22 protein-coding genes and 1 tRNA gene are annotated in these 19,528 nt (G+C 62.5%); 15 read left to right on the forward strand and 8 right to left on the reverse strand.

The features are described from left to right. Positions 1-11 precede the first annotated feature (11 nt). From QMG28_RS02260 to QMG28_RS02270, 3 genes are all read left to right on the forward strand, one after another. Positions 12-512, forward strand: coding sequence for a TRAP transporter small permease subunit (locus QMG28_RS02260; RefSeq protein ID WP_281840542.1), 501 nt, complete (start codon positions 12-14; stop codon positions 510-512). Then, positions 502-1,845, forward strand: a complete 1,344-nt coding sequence (locus QMG28_RS02265) for a TRAP transporter large permease (protein WP_281840543.1) — start codon at positions 502-504, stop codon at positions 1,843-1,845. The genes QMG28_RS02260 and QMG28_RS02265 overlap by 11 nt, the downstream gene beginning before the upstream one ends. 118 nt (positions 1,846-1,963) lie before the next feature. Further along, positions 1,964-2,647 carry an EthD domain-containing protein gene (locus QMG28_RS02270; protein WP_281840544.1) on the forward strand — a complete coding sequence of 228 codons (684 nt, stop codon included), beginning with the start codon at positions 1,964-1,966 and terminating at the stop codon, positions 2,645-2,647. A 54-nt stretch (positions 2,648-2,701) separates the two neighbouring features. On the opposite strand, the gene QMG28_RS02275 is transcribed toward QMG28_RS02270, so the two are convergent. Beyond that, positions 2,702-3,664, reverse strand: coding sequence for a LysR family transcriptional regulator (locus QMG28_RS02275; protein WP_281840545.1), 963 nt, complete (start codon positions 3,662-3,664; stop codon positions 2,702-2,704). Positions 3,665-4,350: 686 nt separating this feature from the next. On the opposite strand from QMG28_RS02275, the gene QMG28_RS02280 reads away from it, so the two are divergent. The 3 genes from QMG28_RS02280 (at position 4,351) to QMG28_RS02290 (ending at position 7,060) form a co-directional block, all read left to right on the forward strand. Next, a complete protein-coding gene (locus QMG28_RS02280; RefSeq protein WP_281840546.1) occupies positions 4,351-5,517 on the forward strand; it encodes a TRAP transporter substrate-binding protein in 1,167 nt (388 codons plus the stop codon). A 109-nt stretch (positions 5,518-5,626) separates the two neighbouring features. After that, on the forward strand, positions 5,627-6,319 hold the full coding sequence (locus tag QMG28_RS02285) for an EthD domain-containing protein (RefSeq protein WP_281840547.1): 693 nt from the start codon (positions 5,627-5,629) through the stop codon (positions 6,317-6,319). A 45-nt stretch (positions 6,320-6,364) separates the two neighbouring features. Then, positions 6,365-7,060, forward strand: a complete 696-nt coding sequence (locus QMG28_RS02290; RefSeq protein WP_281840548.1) for an EthD domain-containing protein — start codon at positions 6,365-6,367, stop codon at positions 7,058-7,060. A 35-nt stretch (positions 7,061-7,095) separates the two neighbouring features. Here QMG28_RS02290 and QMG28_RS02295 read toward each other — a convergent pair whose 3' ends face one another. From QMG28_RS02295 to QMG28_RS02305, 3 genes are all read right to left on the reverse strand, one after another. After that, positions 7,096-7,554: a type I restriction-modification system subunit M N-terminal domain-containing protein gene (locus QMG28_RS02295; protein ID WP_281840549.1), complete on the reverse strand. Its 459-nt coding sequence runs from the start codon at positions 7,552-7,554 to the stop codon at positions 7,096-7,098. Between the two features lie 212 nt (positions 7,555-7,766). Further along, entirely contained in the window at positions 7,767-8,075 is a 309-nt protein-coding gene (locus QMG28_RS02300; RefSeq protein ID WP_281840550.1) for a hypothetical protein, read from the reverse strand. A 303-nt stretch (positions 8,076-8,378) separates the two neighbouring features. Further along, a tRNA-Lys gene (locus QMG28_RS02305) sits at positions 8,379-8,454 on the reverse strand. Positions 8,455-8,561: 107 nt separating this feature from the next. On the opposite strand from QMG28_RS02305, the gene dapF reads away from it, so the two are divergent. The 5 genes from dapF to QMG28_RS02330 are packed head-to-tail and all read left to right on the forward strand — an operon-like array spanning position 8,562 to position 12,273. Next, positions 8,562-9,395, forward strand: a complete 834-nt coding sequence (dapF, locus tag QMG28_RS02310; protein ID WP_281840551.1) for a diaminopimelate epimerase — start codon at positions 8,562-8,564, stop codon at positions 9,393-9,395. Then, positions 9,395-10,648, forward strand: coding sequence for a tRNA (N(6)-L-threonylcarbamoyladenosine(37)-C(2))-methylthiotransferase MtaB (gene mtaB / locus QMG28_RS02315; protein WP_281840552.1), 1,254 nt, complete (start codon positions 9,395-9,397; stop codon positions 10,646-10,648). Before dapF ends, mtaB begins: the two co-directional genes overlap by 1 nt. Before the next feature lie 58 nt (positions 10,649-10,706). Then, complete coding sequence (locus QMG28_RS02320) at positions 10,707-11,363, forward strand: FMN-binding negative transcriptional regulator (protein ID WP_281840553.1); 657 nt, start codon at positions 10,707-10,709, stop codon at positions 11,361-11,363. A 24-nt stretch (positions 11,364-11,387) separates the two neighbouring features. Continuing rightward, positions 11,388-11,666, forward strand: a complete 279-nt coding sequence (locus QMG28_RS02325) for a hypothetical protein (protein ID WP_281840554.1) — start codon at positions 11,388-11,390, stop codon at positions 11,664-11,666. Between the two features lie 4 nt (positions 11,667-11,670). After that, the gene (locus tag QMG28_RS02330; protein ID WP_281841048.1) at positions 11,671-12,273 is read left to right on the forward strand and encodes a glutathione S-transferase; all 603 of its coding nucleotides are present in this window, start codon (positions 11,671-11,673) and stop codon (positions 12,271-12,273) included. A gap of 2 nt (positions 12,274-12,275) precedes the next feature. On the opposite strand, the gene QMG28_RS02335 is transcribed toward QMG28_RS02330, so the two are convergent. Next, positions 12,276-12,770, reverse strand: coding sequence for a phosphatase PAP2 family protein (locus tag QMG28_RS02335; protein WP_281840555.1), 495 nt, complete (start codon positions 12,768-12,770; stop codon positions 12,276-12,278). Between the two features lie 221 nt (positions 12,771-12,991). On the opposite strand from QMG28_RS02335, the gene petA reads away from it, so the two are divergent. The 4 genes from petA to QMG28_RS02355 all read left to right on the forward strand — a co-directional run bounded on the left by petA (position 12,992) and on the right by QMG28_RS02355 (position 16,312). Further along, complete coding sequence (gene petA / locus QMG28_RS02340; RefSeq protein ID WP_281840556.1) at positions 12,992-13,555, forward strand: ubiquinol-cytochrome c reductase iron-sulfur subunit; 564 nt, start codon at positions 12,992-12,994, stop codon at positions 13,553-13,555. 12 nt (positions 13,556-13,567) lie between these two features. Next, complete coding sequence (petB, locus tag QMG28_RS02345) at positions 13,568-14,893, forward strand: cytochrome b (protein ID WP_281840557.1); 1,326 nt, start codon at positions 13,568-13,570, stop codon at positions 14,891-14,893. A 22-nt stretch (positions 14,894-14,915) separates the two neighbouring features. Further along, entirely contained in the window at positions 14,916-15,737 is an 822-nt protein-coding gene (locus QMG28_RS02350) for a cytochrome c1 (protein WP_281840558.1), read from the forward strand. A gap of 62 nt (positions 15,738-15,799) precedes the next feature. Further along, positions 15,800-16,312 (forward strand): GNAT family N-acetyltransferase, encoded by a 513-nt coding sequence (locus tag QMG28_RS02355; RefSeq protein ID WP_281840559.1) that lies wholly within the window; start codon positions 15,800-15,802, stop codon positions 16,310-16,312. Here the strand turns inward: QMG28_RS02355 and thiQ are convergent. From thiQ to thiB, 3 genes are read right to left on the reverse strand one after another with little or no spacing between them, the layout of a single operon-like run. Next, on the reverse strand, positions 16,287-16,985 hold the full coding sequence (gene thiQ, locus QMG28_RS02360) for a thiamine ABC transporter ATP-binding protein (protein WP_281840560.1): 699 nt from the start codon (positions 16,983-16,985) through the stop codon (positions 16,287-16,289). The genes QMG28_RS02355 and thiQ overlap by 26 nt on opposite strands. Then, positions 16,972-18,534, reverse strand: coding sequence for an ABC transporter permease family protein (locus QMG28_RS02365; protein WP_281840561.1), 1,563 nt, complete (start codon positions 18,532-18,534; stop codon positions 16,972-16,974). Before QMG28_RS02365 ends, thiQ begins: the two co-directional genes overlap by 14 nt. After that, the gene (thiB, locus tag QMG28_RS02370) at positions 18,510-19,499 is read right to left on the reverse strand and encodes a thiamine ABC transporter substrate binding subunit (protein ID WP_281840562.1); all 990 of its coding nucleotides are present in this window, start codon (positions 19,497-19,499) and stop codon (positions 18,510-18,512) included. The genes QMG28_RS02365 and thiB overlap by 25 nt, the downstream gene beginning before the upstream one ends. Between the last annotated feature and the right edge of the window lie 29 nt (positions 19,500-19,528).

Here is a 19,528-nt window from a genome sequence, read left to right on the forward strand (position 1 = left end):
TGATCCTCGTTATGATCCTGGCAATCCTGGTCTCGGTGGCGGCTGCCTTCATGGGGTGGTCGGTCCTGCTGGACTGGGAGGGACGCATTCCCCTGTTCGGGGCGGCCCTGACAGTTAACAGCATGTTGGATATGCAGTGGTTCATCTTCGCTCTGATCGTGCTGTTCGGCGGCATCTGGAGCTACTTCGAGGACCGGCATGTCACGGTGGATTTCCTGGCGGTGACAATGTCACCACGCACGCGCGCCTATATCTCGCTCATCGGAGATATCTTCCTGCTGCTGCCCTTCTGCATGTTGTCGGTCTGGTATGGCTCAAAGCTCGCCATGACCTCGTTTCGGACGGGTGAGGGCTCGACTCAGGGCGGCCTGGAATCCTACTGGCTGATCAAGGGAGCCCTTCCGATTGCGTTCGCCCTGCTGGGCGTGGCGGCAATCGTGCGCATTCTGCGCAACTTGCGCGATCTGCGCGCAAATGAATATCACAAGGTCGAAGCGCATCATGATAGCTGATTTCATCTGGCCGGGTGCGATGCTGATCGCGCTGTTCGTTGCCCTGTTCTCGGGCTATGCAGTCGGCTTCGCGCTGGCGGGTATTGGTATCATCTTCGCGGTGGTCGCCGACGTGCCCATGGTATTTCTGTCGATGGGCGTTCAGCGCATCTACTCGGGCACGCTCACCAACTGGCTCCTGGCGGCCGTGCCGTTGTTCATCTTCATGGGTCTTATGCTGGAAAGTTCCGGCATCGCCGAACGATTGATGCGCTCGCTTGCAGCCTTGGCAGGGCGATTGCCAGGCGGGTACGCCTTTGCCGTGGCCATTATTGGTGTTATCATGGCGGCGTCGACCGGCATCATCGGTGCTTCTGTTGTTCTGATGGGGATGATGGCCCTTCCCGCCATGCGGTCAGCGGGTTATGACATGCGCATGGCGACGGGCATTGTCGCGGCCTCCGGAACGCTCGGCATTCTCATTCCGCCGTCGATCATGCTGATCATCCTGGGGGATCAACTGCGCGTTCCCATCGGTGATCTGTTCATGGGCGCGATCTATCCGGGGCTGCTCCTGGCGGGGCTGTACTTTCTCTACATCGCTGTGACCGCGATCTTCGCGCCCAAACGCATGCCGCCGCCGCCTCAGGGTGATCCGGCTCCAAAGTTGCGCGTGGTGATGTCGCTCATCGTAGACCTTGTCGCGCCCATGCTGCTGATCCTTTCGGTTCTGGGGACGATCATCGCAGGCGTTGCGACGCCGACCGAATCAGCGGCCATCGGAGCGGCCGGCGCGACCTTGCTGGCCCTCGTCTCGGGCAAACTCTCGTTCGCGAGCCTCAAACGGGCGGTGTTCGATACGGCCAAGACCACAGGCATGGTTGCCTTTGTGATGATCGGTGCCACGGTTTTCTCGCTGGTCTTCCGAAAACTGGGCGGCGACCAGATGATCGAGGATCTGTTCAATTTCGGGGATGTCAGCCCCTATGTGACCCTGGCCGTGGTCATGGGACTGATCTTCATCCTCGGCTTCTTCCTGGATTGGATCGAAATCAGCCTTGTTGTCGTGCCGATCGTGGCGCCTATCGTTGCGAACCTTGAATTCGGACATGGTTTGACCCCGTCGCAGATCACGCTGTGGTTCACCATCGCACTTGCGGTCAACCTGCAGACATCGTTCCTCACGCCGCCGTTCGGCTATGCGCTGTTCTATTTGCGTGGCGTCGATACATCCATTCCCATCGGCACGATCTACCGGGGTATCGTTCCCTTCGTGATCATCCAGATCGTGGCGCTGATTGCCGTTGTCGCATTCCCACAGCTCGTCCTCCACCTGCCAGGGGTGATGCAATAGCGCCGGGACGTGAATAGTCCAATCCTCCCGGGACGCACTTATCGCGAGCCTTCGCGCGGCGCGGCCCGGCAATCACGCCATTGTCAGGCGACCACCTAACTTACAAGGAGACACGAAGATGATCACTCGAATTGGCCTGTTGATGCGAAATGAGAACATGACACCTGAAGAATTCGACCGCCATTGGCGCGATATTCACGGCCCGCTCGGGGCAGCGCTGGATGGGTTGAAGTCCTATTATCACCATACGGTTATCGAGCGCGGAGATCATCCAATCCTTGGTCCGTGGGACCTGGACGGGTTGTCCGAGCTGGATTTCGAAGACGATGAGACCATGAAAGCGGCGTTCGCGTCGGATGCGGGCCAATTGGCCAAGGAGGATTTGGCGCTGTTGCTGTCTGACATGCGTATCCTGGTCTGCGAGAGGCATGTCATCGTGCCGATGGCGCCGGACGCAAAGCCCGGCCTGAAGCGTATGACGCTGATCCGGCGCAAACCCGGGATGAGCGATGAAGCCTTCCGCCATGAATGGCTGGACGTGCATGCCGAGATGATGCGGAAGTGGCCGAACGTCCTGGGATACAATCAGAACCTTGTCATCGACCGATTCCATAAGTCGACCGTGGAGAGCGCCAGTCCCGAAGAGGTGCCGATCGACGGGATCGTCGAGATCTGGTTCGAGAACGAGGAAAAGGCCGCCGAGGCGAACGAGAGCCAGATCGTACAGGACACGCTGGCACATGCGCGGGACTTCCTGAGCGAAATCACGCCCTTTCTCGTCACAACGCGCAAGGTTGTCTGATCCCGGCGTAGATCGGTCCCCAGTCTTCGCAGAACACGGCGATCAACCCCCCGCCTATTGCGGGGATGCCCGGTCAATACGCTTCGCCGTCTTTTTCAGCGAGGAGATGAAGTTCTTGAGGGCTGGGGAGTGATAGCTATCCTTGCGCCACACGACGCTGACCGGCTGAATCCTGATCGGGAGTTCGACGGGGAGGATCTTGAACCTTTCCGTGGTCTCACATCGACGCGCGAGCCTGTCCGCCAGCGGCGAAATGGCATCCGAGGCGCTGACCGTGCCAATGATCAGGGGAACCGATTGCGTTTGAAGAATGCCGCCTTCGAACCATACGCCCGCCTTGTCGAAAAGCATTTCGATCTCTTTTCGGGCGTGGTTTTCGGGCGAAGGCAGTATCCATTCGAACTTTGAAAGGCGGTGCCAGCTTATGTCGCTTTCGCCAGCCAGCGGGTGTTCTGCGCGGCACACGACACGGATTCTTTCGTCGTAGAGTATGGTGCTCTCGAACTGGAAGTGCCCGCCCGTCGGAAGCCGCATGACTGCGGCATCGAGCTTGCCGGTCATCAGGTCATCGACAAGCCGATCAGCGGTATCATCGCGGATTGAAAACGCGACATTGGCTCCGGTACGACGGAAATCCGCAAGCGCCTGGGGCACCAGCACCGCAGTGGCGACCGATGCGACACCAAGCCGGATGTGGCCGCTGATGCCTTGCCCGAGTGCCGCAATCTCGGCTTGTGCTTCGTCCAGACAGCCCAGGATTAGTGCTGCCTGCCGAATCAGGGCCATGCCCTCCGCTGAGGGCTCGATTGACCTTGTGGTGCGCGCGAACAGCTTGACCCCGAGGCTTTTTTCAACATTGGCAAGTTGTCTGGACAGCACCGATTGCAACACGTCGAGTTCGGCGGCAGCCTCCCCCATATTGCGATAGCGCTCGAGGGCGACCAGCATTTCGCAAACCCTCGGCGTTAAGGCGTTGCTACGGCGCTGCGCGCGCGGTGTTTTCTTCTTGTCACTCATCTGCTTTTCCTGCCTTCGGTATGCCTTCCGGATTAGATTATCGTTAACTCAAGTGCTAACTGGAGTTAACATCAATGCAGACAAATGCGGGTATGCAGTTCGCCGCGATCTGATTCTGCCCTTTCTTCCCCTGACCATCAGCATGTTCGGAGTTGCAGGCCCTTTCGGTCGTCGTCTGGCAGCCTGGATGCTTGATTCGAGATCCGATGGAGGGCCACCCGCAAAATCTCGCCCACGGACCTGGGTCGGGCTTTGCGGCCTGATGATCTTCGAGGCGGAGGGGAACCACACATTACGTGCGCGCGCATTTCGCGGACTTCATGGCAGCCTGCTCTTTCGCTCGCAGGCTGAGTGGCCCCGGCGAAAAAATAACCATTACATATCAGTATATTATTTTGGGATCGCTTTCTCGTTGATCCGACCCGCCAACATGCGAGGGCTGAACACGACAATGTGCGACAGGCCTCCGCCAACCCTCCGCCACGCTAGCGCCTTGCCGTTCGCGCGAACAGCCGCCTTCCGGGTCTGTATGGCGAGTCATGCCAACGTAATACGGCGTTTCCCAAAAATCGATAGTTGCAAATTTGTTCGTCATGGGATAATTCCTTTTCTTAGCAATATAGGTAATTCTTAATCGTCTATGTGCTAACAGAAAGATTAGTCTTTCGACGTCAAGGGAGGATGAATTGGAAGATACAACTGGAAGAAACGTACCGCATTCGGTGCTGGCAAATGACCAACGTGTGGGCGATACGCGCCAAAGGCTCCGTGACGTCCTGTCGGCGCAAACCTGCGCGGGGGCGATCATGTCCTTCGGCCGCAAAGCCGCGACGCTGGCCGGGGCGGGAGTCCTGGGTGCAACCCTTGCGGCGACAGGTGCGGCGGCGGACAGCTATACGCTCCAAAGCCAGTTCGCATTGAATATTCCCTCGATTGGGCCGAGCCCTCAGCATGTCGCCCAATTGGTGGAAGGCCTGTCGCGCGGTGAGATGCAGATCGAGGTGCACGGTGTGGGCGACTTCGTGCCCGGGGCGGAGGTGTTCGGCGCCGTCAGTTCCGGTGCTCTGGACATGGCATTCGACTCCGCCGTCTATTGGAGCCAGCAAATCCCCGCCGCAACGATCTTCGCGGCGCTTCCCTTCGGCCCCAGCCCTGAAATCTCGATGGGTTGGATGTACCGCGGCGGCGGACGGGAGATCATCCAGAAGGCCTATGATCCGTTCAACGTCCGCTATATCCCCTGCCACCTGGTGATCCAGGAAGCGGGGGGCTGGTACAACAAAGAAATCAACTCGGCCGAGGATTTCAGGGGCCTCACCATGCGCATTGTCGGCCCCGGCGGTCTGGTGCTTGCACGCCTCGGGGCGAACACTCAGGCTATCCCGGCAGGGGAAGTCTATCTCAGCCTCGATACCGGGCGGGTGGATGCGGCCGAACTCTCCATGCCCTCCGTTGACGAAGGGATGGGGTTCGAGCAGGTCGCGAAATACTACTATTTCCCGGGCTGGCATCAGGGCGCCGGTTGGGACTCGATCATCGTGAACGGCGATGTCTGGGACAAGATGGGTCCTGAGCAGCAGAACTACCTTGAGCAGGCCTGCCAGGCAAACGTCACCTACCAGCTTGCCGATCAGATCGACACGCAGGCCGCGGCCATTGCCAAATTCCGCGAACATGGGGTCGAGATCCGCCGGTTCCCGGATGAAGTCCTTCGGGTGCTGAGGCAGGAAGCCAACGCAATGCTCGACGAGCAAGCCGCCGAGGACGAGCTGTTCGCCGAAGCCTTGGCGTCCATTCGCGACTACATGGCCACAGCCGGGGAATGGACGGAGCTTCAGGCGATCCCCGAGTAACGAACGCTCAGTCCTGGAACCCCTGTTCGACGCGGGCACGGAGGCAGGCTCTTATCTGGCCAAGGCCAGTGGCCTGCCCCCGTGCCCCAATCTCAGAAGGTAAGAGAAGATGATCAGCCGATTTGGCCTACTTGTGAAAAACAGAGACTTGTCTTTCGAAGATTTCGACAATCATTGGCGCGACGTGCACGGCCCCCTGGGCGCCAGATTGCCCGGCCTTCGTGCCTATTATCACAATACGATCGTGGACAAGGAGCAGTTCGGCATCGAGTACGCACGCGGCGCCTGGGATCTCGATGGGATTTCCGAGTTGGCTTTCGACGATATGGCTTCGATGAAGGAGGCCGTGGGCGACAACCCGCAGTCACGAGCGCTGTATGAAGACACGGATTTCGTTGACGATGTGAAGGTCGTGGCGTGTGAAAAGCACGTGGTCATTCCGTTTGATAGGAATGATGCCCCCTTCATCAAGCGAATGTCGCTCATTCGGCGACTGCCGGGCATATCGGTTGAGGAGTTCCGGCACGAATGGCTGAAGGTCCACGCTGACATGGTCCGGCAATGGCCCGACGTGCTCGGATACGTTCAGAACATCGTAGTGGGAAGATACCACAATTCCGGCAATGACGAGGTGGATTTCGATGCGGTCCCGATCGATGGGATTGTCGAGTTCTGGTACCGCGACAAGGACGTTGCGGCCGACGTTTACGCCAGCGATATCGTCGCTGAGGCCAAGGTGCATGGGCGCACGTTTCTTGGTGAAGTGACGCCCTATTTCGTCGAAGAACGCCGTGTAGTCTGACGCAACGCGACTCCCCGAACACCCCGTAAAAGCAAGGAAACCGCTATGATTATTTCGCGATTTGGCTTCCTGGAAAAGAAGTCAGGCCTCTCGGCGGAAGAGTTCGACAAGCATTGGAAAAACGTTCACGGGCCGCTCGCTTCCCGGCTGCCCAGACTGACGGGTTACATACAGAATACGGTCGTCGATAAATCGCATTTTGAGACCATACTGCCCAGCGGAGAGCTGAATCTGGACGGTATCGCGGAACTCCAGTTTCGTTCGATCGAAGATATGAACGCTGCGATTTTCGACAGCCAGGAAGCACAAGATGTCTATCGCGACGTCGATTTTGTCGATGACGTAAAGGTTGTCGTCTGCGAGAAACATATCGTGACACCCATCGAACTGGGTGACGGGCCCTACATCAAGCGAATTTCGTTGTTGAAACGTCTGCCTGGTGTTTCCCCCGAAGAGTTTCGACACGAATGGCTCGGTTTGCATGCGGAGCTGGTCAGCCAATGGGACAATGTTCTGGGCTATGTGCAGAACCTGGTTGTCGACCGCTTCCATAATCCCGGAACCGAGAGCGTCGGTCATGATGAGGTCCCCGTTGACGGAATTGTGGAATTCTGGTTCCGGAACAAGGAGGAAGCGTCGCAGACCTATGCGTCCGAGGCCTGCGCGCGCACGCGCGATCACGGCGCTGACTTTGTGGAGCAGATCACCCCATTCTTCGTCGAGGATCGTAAATTGGTGTGAGCGCGTCTCCTGACAGCATCCATTGCGGGGTCTTGTCAGGAAAACCCGACATTGGGGGTATTATCTCGATGTTGTTGCGGGCGCATAGCGGCAATCCGTGGCAGACGAACTGTCCGGCGGTCAGGCCCGGTTTTAGCGGATTGACGTTGATCAGTGTGACGAGTCACTATAGTTGACCACAGCACCTCTGTAACCCACTGAAAAACATAAGTCGGATTTTGATGAGAGTCATGGCCTCTGCCATTCGACTCTCCAATTCTGGTTACTCGCAGGGCGAAAGAAAACCGGCCAAGCCGGTTCTCTGATCTCTCGTTGATGGAGGCTAGCTTCGCGTGCAGTACCTCGAACGCGTCGGAGATGTATTTGAGAAAGATCAGGCCCAGCGCCACATGTTTGTACTCGGAAGGTTCGAGGCTGCCACGTAGCTTGTCGGCGGCCTTGAAAAGATCGGCTGCAAAAGCCAGATCACCCGCTCTGTCGGTCGTACCGGTCAAGTCACCACTCCCATTCACTTTTCCAAGTATTGGCCCAACGCGAGTCTCGATGAAAGCCCCGAACATACGTCTAGTGGTTGAGCGGGTCTCAACACGATGCCTCACGCGCCGTGGATGGCGCCCTTTTCGACTCTCCCCCCGCTGTCTGCAGCGACGGGCGCTTCTTCCGTGCCACGATCTCAGCGTACGGGTTCATATAGGAACAAGTCGGCTCATAGCTTTCCTTGTCGGGCATTCCTGCAGAACTCATCCAATTTTGAGTTCCGGTTCAGGTACCGCACGATTTCTTCGTGACGCCTGTCGGCACGTATGGCGGCTTGCTCAAGGGTGAGACCGAGTTCGCTGCCACCCATCATCACATGATGAAGTAGTCTGTCACCGAAGTTGATATCGCAGATGTTCTCAGCGACATTGATACGCGCTGCCATTTCAATGTGATAATTGGTTTCGGCAAAGGCTGGCGTTGTGGAAAGCACTGAAAAAAGGAACACAATTCCGCTGAGGCGGTTGTTTCGGGACATCTAATTTCCTCGTCAAAAAAGGTACTCAGGGTGAACTGCTATTACGAACCCAATATGGCAACATTTTGGATGTGGTTTTCCGAGGTCGTTACGGAAGGATCACGTCCTGCCGTTGCCGAGGTGCCCAAGGCATTGGCGATCAGCGATGCGCGCGTTTCGGCAGAGATGTCCCGGAGTGCCCTGCAAGCGCTAGGTTCGACGGTATTGACGGCCGATTGGAGGCAGGTGTTCGTGGGCTGCCTCCAAATTGCCTCCAGAAACGACAAAGGGCTTAGCCGGTTTCGGCTAAGCCCTTGATTTCAGTGGTGAGCCGTGCAGGATTCGAACCTGCGACCCACTGATTAAAAGTCAGTTGCTCTACCAACTGAGCTAACGGCCCACTGCGGAGGGCTAGGTATCGTCGCCCGCCCACTGGGTCAAGCCCAAAAACCGAAGATTTCGCGGTGCTGCTGGCAAATGCGTCCGGGCGGGCGTATATGCGGGCTTATGGCGGATAGCTTGGGCGATATGGGCCTTGCCTTCATGAAGTGGCATGGGGCCGGGAATGACTTCGTGATCATCGATTCACGGGGGCGGGATGCCGTTGTCACCGCACCGCTCGCGAAGGCCCTGGGCGACCGGCACCGGGGTGTCGGCTTTGACCAGCTTGCCGAGATTCGCAGCTCCGACACGGCGGATGTCGATCTGGATTTCTGGAACAACGATGGCAGCCGGGCGGAGGCGTGCGGCAATGCGACCCGCTGCGTGGCGCGCTACATGATGGACCAGACCGGCAAGACGGCGCTGACCATCCGCACGGTGCGCGGGGTGCTGGAAGCGCGGCTCGCCGGGGGCGAGGTTTCGGTCAATATGGGCCAGCCGCAGCTTGCGCGCGATGAGCTGGCGCTGGCGGGCGAGGTGGATCCGGCGCATCTGCCGCTGGCGGGCGACCCGATGGCGGTGGGGATGGGCAATCTGCACGCGGTCTTTTTCGTCGACGATGCTGAGGCGGTGGATGTGGCCGGGATCGGGCCGCGGATCGAGACCGACCCGCTGTTTCCCGCCCGTACCAATGTGGAATTCGCCGAGATCCGGGCGCGCGACGAGATCCGTATGCGGGTTTGGGAGCGGGGCACGGGCATCACCCTTGCCTGTGGTTCCGGTGCCTGCGCGACGGCGGTCGCGGCGGCCCAGCGGGGGCTGACCGACCGCAAGGTGCGCATGGAGGTCGATGGCGGCTGGCTGGTGCTCGACTGGCGCGACGACGGCGTGTGGATGACGGGGCCGACCGCGCATGTGTTCGATGCCGTGCTCCCGCAAGCCTTTCTGGATTCGCTGTGATGACCGCGAAGCCGCCGATATTCGCGACGCTGGGCTGTCGCCTCAACGCCTATGAAACAGAAGCGATGAAAGCGCTGGCGCAGCAGGCCGGCGTGGAAGGGGCCGTGGTGGTCAATACCTGCGCCGTCACCGCCGAAGCCGTGCGCAAGGCGCGGCAGGAAATCCGCCGCCTGCGCCGGGAAAACCCCGACGCCAGGCTCATCGTCACCGGCTGCGCGGCGCAGACCGAACCCGAAACCTTCGCCGGCATGGCCGAGGTCGATGCGGTGATCGGCAATGCCGAGAAGATGGCGCCCGCCACCTGGGCCGGGCTGATCGGCGAGACGGAGCGGGTACGGGTGGACGATATCATGTCGGTCACTGAGACGGCGGGGCATCTGATCGACGGGTTCGGCACCCGCTCGCGGGCCTATGTGCAGGTTCAGAACGGCTGCGATCACCGTTGCACCTTTTGCATCATTCCCTATGGCCGGGGCAATTCGCGTTCGGTGCCGGCGGGCGTGGTGGTGGAGCAGATCAGGCGGCTGGTGGGCTCGGGCTACAATGAGGTGGTGCTGACGGGGGTGGACCTCACTTCCTGGGGCGCCGATCTGCCGGGCGAGCCGCGCCTTGGCGATCTGGTGATGCGCATTCTGAAGCTGGTGCCGGACCTTGCCCGGCTGCGCATTTCGTCCATCGACTCGATCGAGGCCGATGACAATCTGATGCAGGCCATCGCCACCGAGCCGCGCCTGATGCCGCATCTGCATCTCAGCCTGCAGCATGGCGACAACCTGATCCTGAAGCGGATGAAGCGGCGGCATTCGCGCGAAGATGCCATCGCCTTTACCGAAGAGGCGCGGCGGCTGCGGCCCGACATGACCTTCGGCGCCGATATCATTGCCGGGTTCCCGACCGAGACTGAGGCGCATTTCGAGAATTCGCTGAAACTTGTGGAGGAATGCGGGCTGACATGGCTTCACGTCTTCCCCTATTCGCCGCGTCAGGGCACACCGGCGGCACGGATGCCGCAGGTGCATGGCCGCGCGATCAGGGAACGGGCCGGCCGGCTGCGCGCGGCGGGCGAGGCGCGGGTCATCCGGCATCTCGATCAGCAGATCGGCAAACGCCACCCGGTGCTGATGGAAAGCCCGCGGATGGGCCGCACGGCGCAGTTTGCCGAGGTCGTCTTCGCCAGCGATCAGCCCGAGGGGCAGATTGTCGAGGCGCTGATTTCCGGCCGTGACGTTGCGCAACTCAGAGCCGAATCATAGACGTGGCGCGCACGCTCTGATTTTCTACCCATGGTGTGATGGAACGCCGGAGACCTGAATGCATCCGAACCCTGTTTTCCGAAGCCGCCCGCCGGCGGCCAATATTGATTTCGCGCGAGAACGCGGTTTTGGCGTTGTCAGTGTGAACGGCAATATCGGCCCGCTCGCCGTGCATGTGCCGTTTGTGCTGTCCGATGACGGCGAGACGGTGCTCATGCACCTGATGCGATCCAATCCGCTCATGTCTGTGCTGAGTCAGCCCCTGCCCGCGCTGCTGACGGTTTCGGGCCCCGATGGCTATGTCTCGCCCGATTGGTATGGCGTGCCCGACCAGGTGCCGACATGGAATTATGTGGCGGTGCAACTGCGCGGGCATCTGGAGCGGTTGCCGGATGAGCGGCTGGAAGATGTGCTCGACACGTTGACCGAGCGCTTCGAGGCGCCGCTTGCGTCGAAAACGCCGTGGCGGGCGGAGAAGATGACGCCCGATCTGCGCAGCCGGATGATGCGCGCCATCGTGCCGGTGCGGCTGGTGATCGAAGAGGTGTCGGGCACCTGGAAGCTCTCGCAGAACAAACCCGAGGCGGTGCGGCTGGCGGCAGCCGATGCCGTCGGCGGCGGCCAGGGCCAGGAGCTGGATGCGCTCTCGGCGCTGATGCGCCACCTGCCGGAAGACCCGCCGATGGATGTGGACAGATCGGATGAGCAAACGTAATCTCCCAATGTAAAGGAGAATAACATGCCTCTGCCCCTTGCTCCGATCACTGCTATTGCGTTGCGCTACGGCACCGTGGCGCTTGCCACCTACACGCTTGCCCGCCGGGTCGAGCGCGGACGGCGCGACCAGCGCGCCGAGGATGCGCATGACGATATCCCCGAAGGGCTGACCGCGCGGCGGGAGTCCGAACAGGTGAACGCCACCGGGCGGATGCGGCGGGTGTTCCGCTTCGGCGCCGACGGGCCGGGCCTGGAGATCGACGCCAGCGCCCTTGGGCGGGTCCGCTTCCGGAGGGTCTGAGATGATGCAATTGCTGTTCGCCCCGGCATCGCCCTATGCGCGCAAGGTCCGGGTGCTTCTGCATGAGCTGGGTGAGTCCGACAGCGTGGAGCTGGTGGAAGTGGCCACCAGCCCAACGGCGCCGGCCACCGAAGTGGCTGCCGCCCATGCTCTGAAAAAGATCCCCGCGCTGATCCGTCCCGAAGGCTGCACGCTGTATGACAGCCGCGTCATCACCCGCTACCTCGATACGCGCGCCGGCGGGCGCTTCTACCCCGCGAGCCATATCTGGGAGACGCTTACGCTGGAAGCCACGGGTGACGGGATCATGGATGCGGCGGTGCTCATGGTCTACGAGGGCCGCTGCCGCCCGGACGACAAGCAGGATCACGGCTGGCTCGATGCCCAATGGGGCAAGATCGAGAATGCGCTCGATGCGTTGAGCGACCGCTGGATGAGCCATCTTGCGGGCCCGTTGGATATGGGCGTGATCGCGGTGGGCTGTGCGCTGGCCTATCTCGATTTCCGCCATGCCGACCGGCAATGGCGCCAGGGCCGCGATGCGCTGGACGACTGGTTTGCCGTGTTCGCCGAGCGCGAAAGTATGCAGGCGACGCGCCCGGCCTGACTTCAGCCGCGTTTGCGGCGCAGCCAGGCGCCAATGCGGCGGCGAAACCCGCGCTCGACCAGAACGCCGAGGGTCCAGCCGGCCAGAACCTGCCACGGGTTGTGTTTGTCTGCATCGACGCGCGAGGCGCCGGTGAATCCGGCGGCGAGGATCACCGCGGTGGCGGTCACCGGGCTTGACCGTGCGCATTCGGCAACGATGGCGGAGGCTCCGAAAGCCGCCGCGGCGCTGTGGCCGGAGGGGAAGCCCCGGGTCTCGCCGTTCGGGCGGATATTGATCGGCGTGTCGGCCAGCGCCGTCTTCGGGGCGTAGATCGCGGCGTTGAGCAGGGCCAGCCGGCCGAGATATTCGATGCCGTTCCCGGTGAGCACCGCACAGCCGAAACCGAGCGTGGGCAAGGCAAAGCGCAGCGTGTCGCCCCAGCGTTCGGGGATGGGCGGCGTAAGCGCCAGAACGCCCGCCAGCACCACCAGAATCACCTGGTTCCGCCAGTTCATCAGAGTCTCCCGCACGCCCGGTCTCCTCCGCTCAGGGGCGGCAACTGCGCCCGCATTGCCCGCGATATGCGACGATCCGGCCCATCTATTGGCCCCCCTGCGCGCGATTGTCCGCTGGACTGGTTTAATTTCACACGCTAAACAGCCGCGCAATGGGCTGCGGGAAACCGTGGCCTGAGGTCTGTTTGGCTGCAACGCGGCCCAAGAAGGGAGAGGATCTCGTGTCACACGCAGACGATCAACAGGGGACCCGCAGGGATTTCCTCTACTACGCCACCGGCGGTGCCGGTGTCGTGGCAACGGGCGCCGCTGTCTGGCCGCTCGTCAACCAGATGAACCCCTCGGCCGATGTGCGGGCGCTGAGCTCGATCCGGGTTGATATCTCCGACGTCGCCGAAGGCAGCCAGCTTACCGTGAAATGGCTTGGCAAGCCGGTCTTCATCCGCAACCGCAGCGCGGAAGATATCGAAAACGCCCGGGCCGATTCCCTGGACGATCTGCCCGACCAGAATGCACGCAACGCCAATATCGACCCGTCCGCCGATGCGTCGGACGCGAACCGCACCCTCGACGAAGAGGGCAGGTGGCTGGTGATGATGGGCGTCTGCACGCATCTCGGCTGTGTGCCGCTCGGCAACGGTGCCGGCGATTACCATGGCTGGTACTGCCCCTGCCACGGCTCGCACTACGATGCCGCTGGCCGTATCCGCAAAGGTCCTGCGCCCGAGAACCTGCCGATTCCGGTCGCCGAATTCGTCGACGAAACGACGATCAAGCTGGGTTAAGGGAGGAACTTCATGTCCGGTATTCCGCACGACCACTACGAGCCGAAGTCGCGGTTCGAGACGTGGCTCCACGAACGTCTCCCTGTCGTGGCGCTCGCCTATGACACGCTGATGATCCCCACCCCGAAAAACCTCAACTGGTGGTGGATCTGGGGCATCGTTCTGGCCTTCACGCTGGTGCTGCAAATCGTCACCGGCATCATCCTGGTGATGCATTACACGCCGCATGTCGATCTGGCCTTCGCCTCGATCGAACACATCATGCGTGACGTGAACGGCGGCCACATGCTGCGTTACATGCACGCCAACGGCGCATCGCTCTTCTTCATCGCCGTCTACATCCACATCTTCCGCGGCCTCTATTACGGCTCCTACAAGAGCCCCCGCGAAGTGACGTGGATCATCGGCATGCTGATCTACCTGGTGATGATGGCCACCGGCTTCCTCGGCTACGTGCTGCCCTGGGGGCAGATGTCGTTCTGGGGCGCCACGGTGATCACCGGCCTGTTCGGCGCGATCCCGTTCATCGGCCCGGACATCCAGACCTGGCTGCTCGGCGGCCCGGCCGTCGACAACGCCGCGCTTAACCGCTTCTTCTCGCTGCACTACCTGCTGCCCTTCGTGCTCGTCGGCCTCGTCGCCGTGCATATCTGGGCGTTCCACTCCACCGGCAACAACAACCCGACCGGCGTGGAAGTGAGGCGTGGCTCGAAGGACGAGGCCAAGAAAGACACGCTGCCGTTCTGGCCCTATTTCGTGATCAAGGATCTGTTCGCGCTGGCGATCGTGCTGATGGTGTTCTTTGCCGTTGTGGGCTTCATGCCGAACTATCTCGGCCACCCCGATAACTACATCGAGGCCAACCCGCTGGCGACCCCGGCGCATATCGTGCCCGAATGGTACTATCTGCCGTTCTACGCGATCCTGCGCGCCTTCACCGCCGATGTCTGGGCGGTCCAGCTCGTCAGCTTCATCACCGGCGGCATCGTCGATGCGAAGTTCTTCGGCGTTCTGGCGATGTTCGGCGCTATCTTCGTGATCGTGCTGGCGCCGTGGCTCGATACGTCGAAAACCCGCTCGGGTGCCTACCGGCCGATGTTCAAGTTCTGGTTCTGGCTGCTGGGGATCGACTTCATGGTGCTGATGTGGGTCGGCGCGCAATCGACCGAGTTCCCGTATGACTGGATCTCGCTGATCGCGGCGACCTACTGGTTCGCCTACTTCTTGCTGATCCTGCCGATCCTCGGCTGGACCGAGAAGGCGAAGCAACCGCCGGCAACCATCGAAGATGACTTCAACCACCACTACCCCGAAGCCTCCGGCTCGGCGGCTGAGTGAGCGTAGAGAGAGGATCGAGAACATGATCAGGAAACTCACCCTCACCGCGGTCACCGCGATGTCGTTGGCCCTTGGCGCCGGTGCGGCCCAGGCCGCGGGCGGTGGCGAAGGCGGCTATGGCCATATCGAGGATGTCGCCTTTTCCTTCGAAGGCCCCTTCGGCAAGTATGACCAGATGCAGCTCCAGCGGGGCCTGAAGGTCTACACCGAGGTCTGTGCGGCCTGTCACGGTCTGCGTTATGTGCCGCTGCGCACGCTCGCCGATCCGGGCGGCCCGGGCTACACCGAGGATGAAGTGCGCGCCTATGCGGCGGAGCATTTCTACGTCTACGACGAAGAGCTCGAAGACGACCGTGAAGCGCTTCCGTCGGATCACTTCCCGGCGGTCAGCGGCGACGGTATGGGCCCCGACCTTTCGCTGATGGCGAAAGCGCGCGCGGGTTTCCATGGCCCCTATGGCACCGGCATCAACCAGCTCCTGCGTGGCATCGGCGGCGCCGAATACATCGCCAACTTCCTGCTCGGCTTCACCGGCGAGGAAGACGAGGTGGCCGGCCAGTATCTCTACGAGAATATGGCCTTCTCCACCGGCTGGGTGCAGATGGCGCCGCAGCTTGAGGACGATCTCATCGAATACGATGACGGCACCCCGGCGACGGCGGAGCAGATGGCGCATGACGTTGCCGCGTTCCTGATGTGGACCGCGGAGCCGAAGATGATGGCCCGCAAACAGGCCGGTATCCTTGGCGTGTCGCTGCTGCTGCTGCTGACGGTGCTGCTCTACCTCACCAACAAAAAGCTGTGGTATCCGATCAAGCATGGCGGCAAACAGGCCAATCTTTGATTGGGCTTGAGCTTCTGGAAGGGTGCCCCACGGGGCACCCTTCTGCTTTTGGGGGCAACCTTATGGCGACACGGATCGAAAAACAGACGCCGCACCATGCCGAGGGTCTGTTCAGCGCCCTGTCCGATCCCCGTATCTATACCTATCTCGACGAGGCGCCGCCGGCGTCGCCGGCTGCCCTGCGCGCCCGGCTTGAGCGCTTGCAGAGCGGCGGCCCGGCAAACGGCTCCGAGCGCTGGCTGAACTGGACGGTGTTTCATGACGAAGCGATTGCCGGTTACGTGCAGGCCACTGTGTCCGGCGACGGTTCTGTCAACATCGCCTATGTGCTGATGCCGGATTTCTGGGGCCGGGGCATCGCCTTTGAAGCCTGCCGGCAGATGCTTGCCGAGCTTCTGCGCGACCACGCGCCGGCGCGCTTCATCGCCGACGCCGACCGCCACAACACGCGCTCCCGCGATTTGCTCGCGCGGATGGGATTCACCCTGATCCGCGAAACCGCGACCGAGGCCTGTTACGCGGCCGATCCGGCAGAGGTGGCCGCGATGCTCAGGACGAGCCGAGATACTGGCTGAGCGCCGCAGGCGGATTGGCAAAGATCTCGTCGGTCGGCACCGGGCTTTCGGCCCGCCCCTCGGCCACGAGGATCACCTGATCGGCAATGGCGCGGGCATCGTCCGGCTCGTGGCTGACAAAGATCAGCGTCGCCCCGGTTTCGTTGGCCAGCTCGGCCACCAGAGCGAGCATCTCGGCCCTCAGCGCGGGCCCCAGCGCCCCGAAGGGCTCGTCGAGCAGCATGATCGGCTTGTGCCGCAGGAGCGCCCGCGCCAGGGCCACCCGCGCGGCCTGCCCGCCGGAAAGCTGGCCGGGCTTGCGCTGTCCCAGGCCGTCCAGCCCGACGCGGGCCAGAGCCTCCTCCACCTTCGCCCGGCCCGCTGCATCGAGCTTCAGATCGGGCCGGAGGCCGAGGCCGACATTTTCGGCGGCGGTGAGATGGGGGAAGAGGTTGTTGTCCTGAAAGATGATCGCCACCGGGCGCTGCGCCGGCGCCATGCCGGCGAGGTCTTCGCCGTTCCAGGTGATCCGCCCGGCATCGGGGTCCTGAAATCCCGCGATGGCGGCGAGCAGCGTGGATTTGCCCGCGCCGGACGGGCCGATCAGGGCCACCCGCGCGCCACCGGGCACTGTGAGATCGGCACTCAGCCGCCAATCCCCCCAGCGCATCTCCACTCCGTCAAGCGTCAGCATCCAGCCGTCCTCCGCGGTCGAAAATCCAGAACAGTGCCAGCGAACTCGCCAGAAGGATCAGTGCGGCGCCGGCGGCCGCATCCATCCGATAGGCCCCCATCAGCCGGTAGAGCGCGAGCGGCAGCGTGCCCCCTTCGGGATCGGCAAACATCGCGATCACCCCGAGGTCGCCCATGCTGAGCGCGGCGGCGAGGCCGGTGGCAAAGCCGAGCGGGCGGCGCAGACGCGGCAGCCAGAGCCGCCGCAGCCGCGCCCGCCCGGTCATGCCAAGGCTGTCGGCAAGCGGGCCATAATCGGCCTCGATGGCGGTGAGGGCGGGCACCAGCGCGCGCAGGGCGAAGGGCAGCGCCATCACCGCGTTGACCAGCGCCGTCACCGGCAGGGCAAGCGCCGCCGGATCGACGATGGGAAAGAGCAGGATGAACAGCCCGGTGCCGATCACCAGCGGCGAGGCGGCGATGGTGAGTGTGCCGAACAGCTCGACGATCCGCGCCCGGCGCTGCACGATCCAGGCCGAAAGCGGCAGCGCCAGCGCGATGGTGGCGAAGGCCGAGATGAGCGCGACGGCCAGCGAGCGCAGCGTTGCGGTAAAGACCGAGGCGGGAAGCGAGGCGAGCGCCGGCAGGCCGTTCACCGCGATCATGACGAGCGGCAGGATCAGGAACAGCGCGGCCAGCGCGATCAGCAGCCCGTCCTGCAGCCGCAGAAGCGGATGCGCCGCGTCCCATCGGCGGATCGTCCGGTCAAGGCCACCGCCGAGCCCGGCGGGCAGGGTCAGGCGGAGCGCCACCAGCGCCGCGCTGCCAGCGATGAGCACCTGCACCAGCGCCAGAAGCGCGGCTTTGCCAAGGTCGAAATCGTAGCGAAAGGCCTGGTAGATCGCGAGTTCCACCGTGGTGGCGCGCGGGCCGCCGCCGAGCGCGAGTGCGACCGCGAAGGAGGTGAGGCACAGCAGCAGGATCACCAGAAAGGCGCCGGGCACCACCTGCCGCAGCATCGGGCGCTCCAGCGTGCGGGCGATATCGCCGGGGCCGAAGCCGAGCGAGGCGGCAAGGCGGAAGCGTTCGCCGGGGATCGCAAGCCAGCCCTGCAGGATCAGCCGCGTGGCCAGCGGCAGGTTGAAGAAGACATGCGCGAGGATCACGCCCTGCACGCCATAGATCGACACCGGCTCCAGCCCGGCCCAGAGGAGCGCCTGGCTGACGATCCCGTTGCGCCCGAATACCGCGATAAGCCCAAGCGCGGCGACGATCACCGGCAGGATGAAGGGCGCCCCCAGCAGCGTGATAAGCAGCCCCCGCCCGGCAAAGCGGCGGCGCGCCAGCGCACGCGCGACGGGAATGCCGAGCGCCACCGAGAGCGTCGCCGAAACCACGGCCTGCAGCAGCGTGAAGCGCACCGCCGCCCAGTCCGCCGGGCCGAGGCCGGAGGCAAACTCCGCCCGCAGCGCGACGGTTGCGAGCGTGCCGAGCGTCACCGCGAGGACGAGGGCGAGCGCAGCCGCCCCCGTCCAGGCCGCGGCGGTCAGTTGGCGGCGGCCGCGAGCCATTCGTCCAGCGCCTCGTCGCGGATATTGTCGACGTCGTCGCCGAGATAGATCAGCGAGCGGTCAGGGCGTTCCAGCTCGACGAACCCATCCGGCAGCCCGCCTTCGGGCAGCACCGCCGGATACATCCAGTTGGTCGTCGGGATCACCGACTGGAAGGCATCCGACAACATGAAGGCGAGGAAGGCATCGGCCAGTTCGGGCTCATCGCTCGCGGCCAGCTTCGCGGCCACCTCGATCTGCAGGTAATTGCCGTCGGCAAAGGCCGCCGCCGCCTTGCTGTCATCGTCCTCGGCGATGACGTGATAGGCGGGCGAGGTGGTGTAGGACAGCACCAGATCGGCCTCGCCTTCAAGGAACATGCCATAGGATTCCGTCCAGCCTTTGGTGACGGTGACGATCTTCGGGTTCAGCTTTTCCCAAGCCTCCTGTGCCTGATCGCCGAAGACCGATTTGACCCAGAACAGCAGCCCGAGCCCCGGCGTGGAGCTGCGCGGGTCCTGAATCAGGATCGAGTAATCCATGGCCATCAGGTCGGCAAAGGAATGCGGCGGATTGGGCAGGCGGGTCTTGTCGTAGACGAAGGCGAACCAGCTCCAGTCGAAGGGGATGAACGTGTCGTCTTCCCAGTCGATGGGCAGATCGAGCTCCGGCATCTCGATATCGGCCGGCGCGAACAGGCCCGATGCATGCGCGGCGGCCATCAGGTTGTTGTCGAGCCCGAGCACGATGTCGGCGTCGCTGCGCGCGCCTTCGAGGCGCAGCCGCGAGAGCAGTTCGGCCCCGTCTCCGGCGGTGACGAATTGCAGATCGCAGCCGCAGCTTTCCTCGAAAGCGGCCTCGATCGCCGGGCCGGGGCCCCATTCGGCAACGAAGCTGTCATAGGTGTAGATCGTGAGCACGGGTGTTTCAGCCGCTGCCGCGCTGGCAATGGCTGCAAATCCCGCTGCGATGGTAAGAGCTTTCATATCATCCTCCATAGCGACGGGCGGCGTTC

This window comes from Sinisalibacter aestuarii (genome assembly GCF_027923545.1).
GTDB classification, from domain to species: domain Bacteria; phylum Pseudomonadota; class Alphaproteobacteria; order Rhodobacterales; family Rhodobacteraceae; genus Sinisalibacter; species Sinisalibacter aestuarii.

Bases quoted from the DNA above. Each gene is read 5' to 3' on its own strand.
- QMG28_RS02260 (WP_281840542.1), top strand. From the start codon at position 12: ATGATCCTGGCAATCCTGGTCTCGGTGGCGGCTGCCTTCATGGGGTGG.
- QMG28_RS02265 (WP_281840543.1), top strand. From the start codon at position 502: ATGATAGCTGATTTCATCTGGCCGGGTGCGATGCTGATCGCGCTGTTC.
- QMG28_RS02270 (WP_281840544.1), top strand. From the start codon at position 1,964: ATGATCACTCGAATTGGCCTGTTGATGCGAAATGAGAACATGACACCT.
- QMG28_RS02275 (WP_281840545.1), bottom strand. From the start codon at position 3,664: ATGAGTGACAAGAAGAAAACACCGCGCGCGCAGCGCCGTAGCAACGCC.
- QMG28_RS02285 (WP_281840547.1), top strand. From the start codon at position 5,627: ATGATCAGCCGATTTGGCCTACTTGTGAAAAACAGAGACTTGTCTTTC.
- QMG28_RS02290 (WP_281840548.1), top strand. From the start codon at position 6,365: ATGATTATTTCGCGATTTGGCTTCCTGGAAAAGAAGTCAGGCCTCTCG.
- QMG28_RS02300 (WP_281840550.1), bottom strand. From the start codon at position 8,075: ATGTCCCGAAACAACCGCCTCAGCGGAATTGTGTTCCTTTTTTCAGTG.
- dapF (WP_281840551.1), top strand. From the start codon at position 8,562: ATGGCGGATAGCTTGGGCGATATGGGCCTTGCCTTCATGAAGTGGCAT.
- mtaB (WP_281840552.1), top strand. From the start codon at position 9,395: ATGACCGCGAAGCCGCCGATATTCGCGACGCTGGGCTGTCGCCTCAAC.
- QMG28_RS02320 (WP_281840553.1), top strand. From the start codon at position 10,707: ATGCATCCGAACCCTGTTTTCCGAAGCCGCCCGCCGGCGGCCAATATT.
- QMG28_RS02325 (WP_281840554.1), top strand. From the start codon at position 11,388: ATGCCTCTGCCCCTTGCTCCGATCACTGCTATTGCGTTGCGCTACGGC.
- QMG28_RS02330 (WP_281841048.1), top strand. From the start codon at position 11,671: ATGCAATTGCTGTTCGCCCCGGCATCGCCCTATGCGCGCAAGGTCCGG.
- QMG28_RS02335 (WP_281840555.1), bottom strand. From the start codon at position 12,770: ATGAACTGGCGGAACCAGGTGATTCTGGTGGTGCTGGCGGGCGTTCTG.
- petB (WP_281840557.1), top strand. From the start codon at position 13,568: ATGTCCGGTATTCCGCACGACCACTACGAGCCGAAGTCGCGGTTCGAG.
- QMG28_RS02350 (WP_281840558.1), top strand. From the start codon at position 14,916: ATGATCAGGAAACTCACCCTCACCGCGGTCACCGCGATGTCGTTGGCC.
- QMG28_RS02355 (WP_281840559.1), top strand. From the start codon at position 15,800: ATGGCGACACGGATCGAAAAACAGACGCCGCACCATGCCGAGGGTCTG.
- thiQ (WP_281840560.1), bottom strand. From the start codon at position 16,985: ATGCTGACGCTTGACGGAGTGGAGATGCGCTGGGGGGATTGGCGGCTG.
- QMG28_RS02365 (WP_281840561.1), bottom strand. From the start codon at position 18,534: ATGGCTCGCGGCCGCCGCCAACTGACCGCCGCGGCCTGGACGGGGGCG.
- thiB (WP_281840562.1), bottom strand. From the start codon at position 19,499: ATGAAAGCTCTTACCATCGCAGCGGGATTTGCAGCCATTGCCAGCGCG.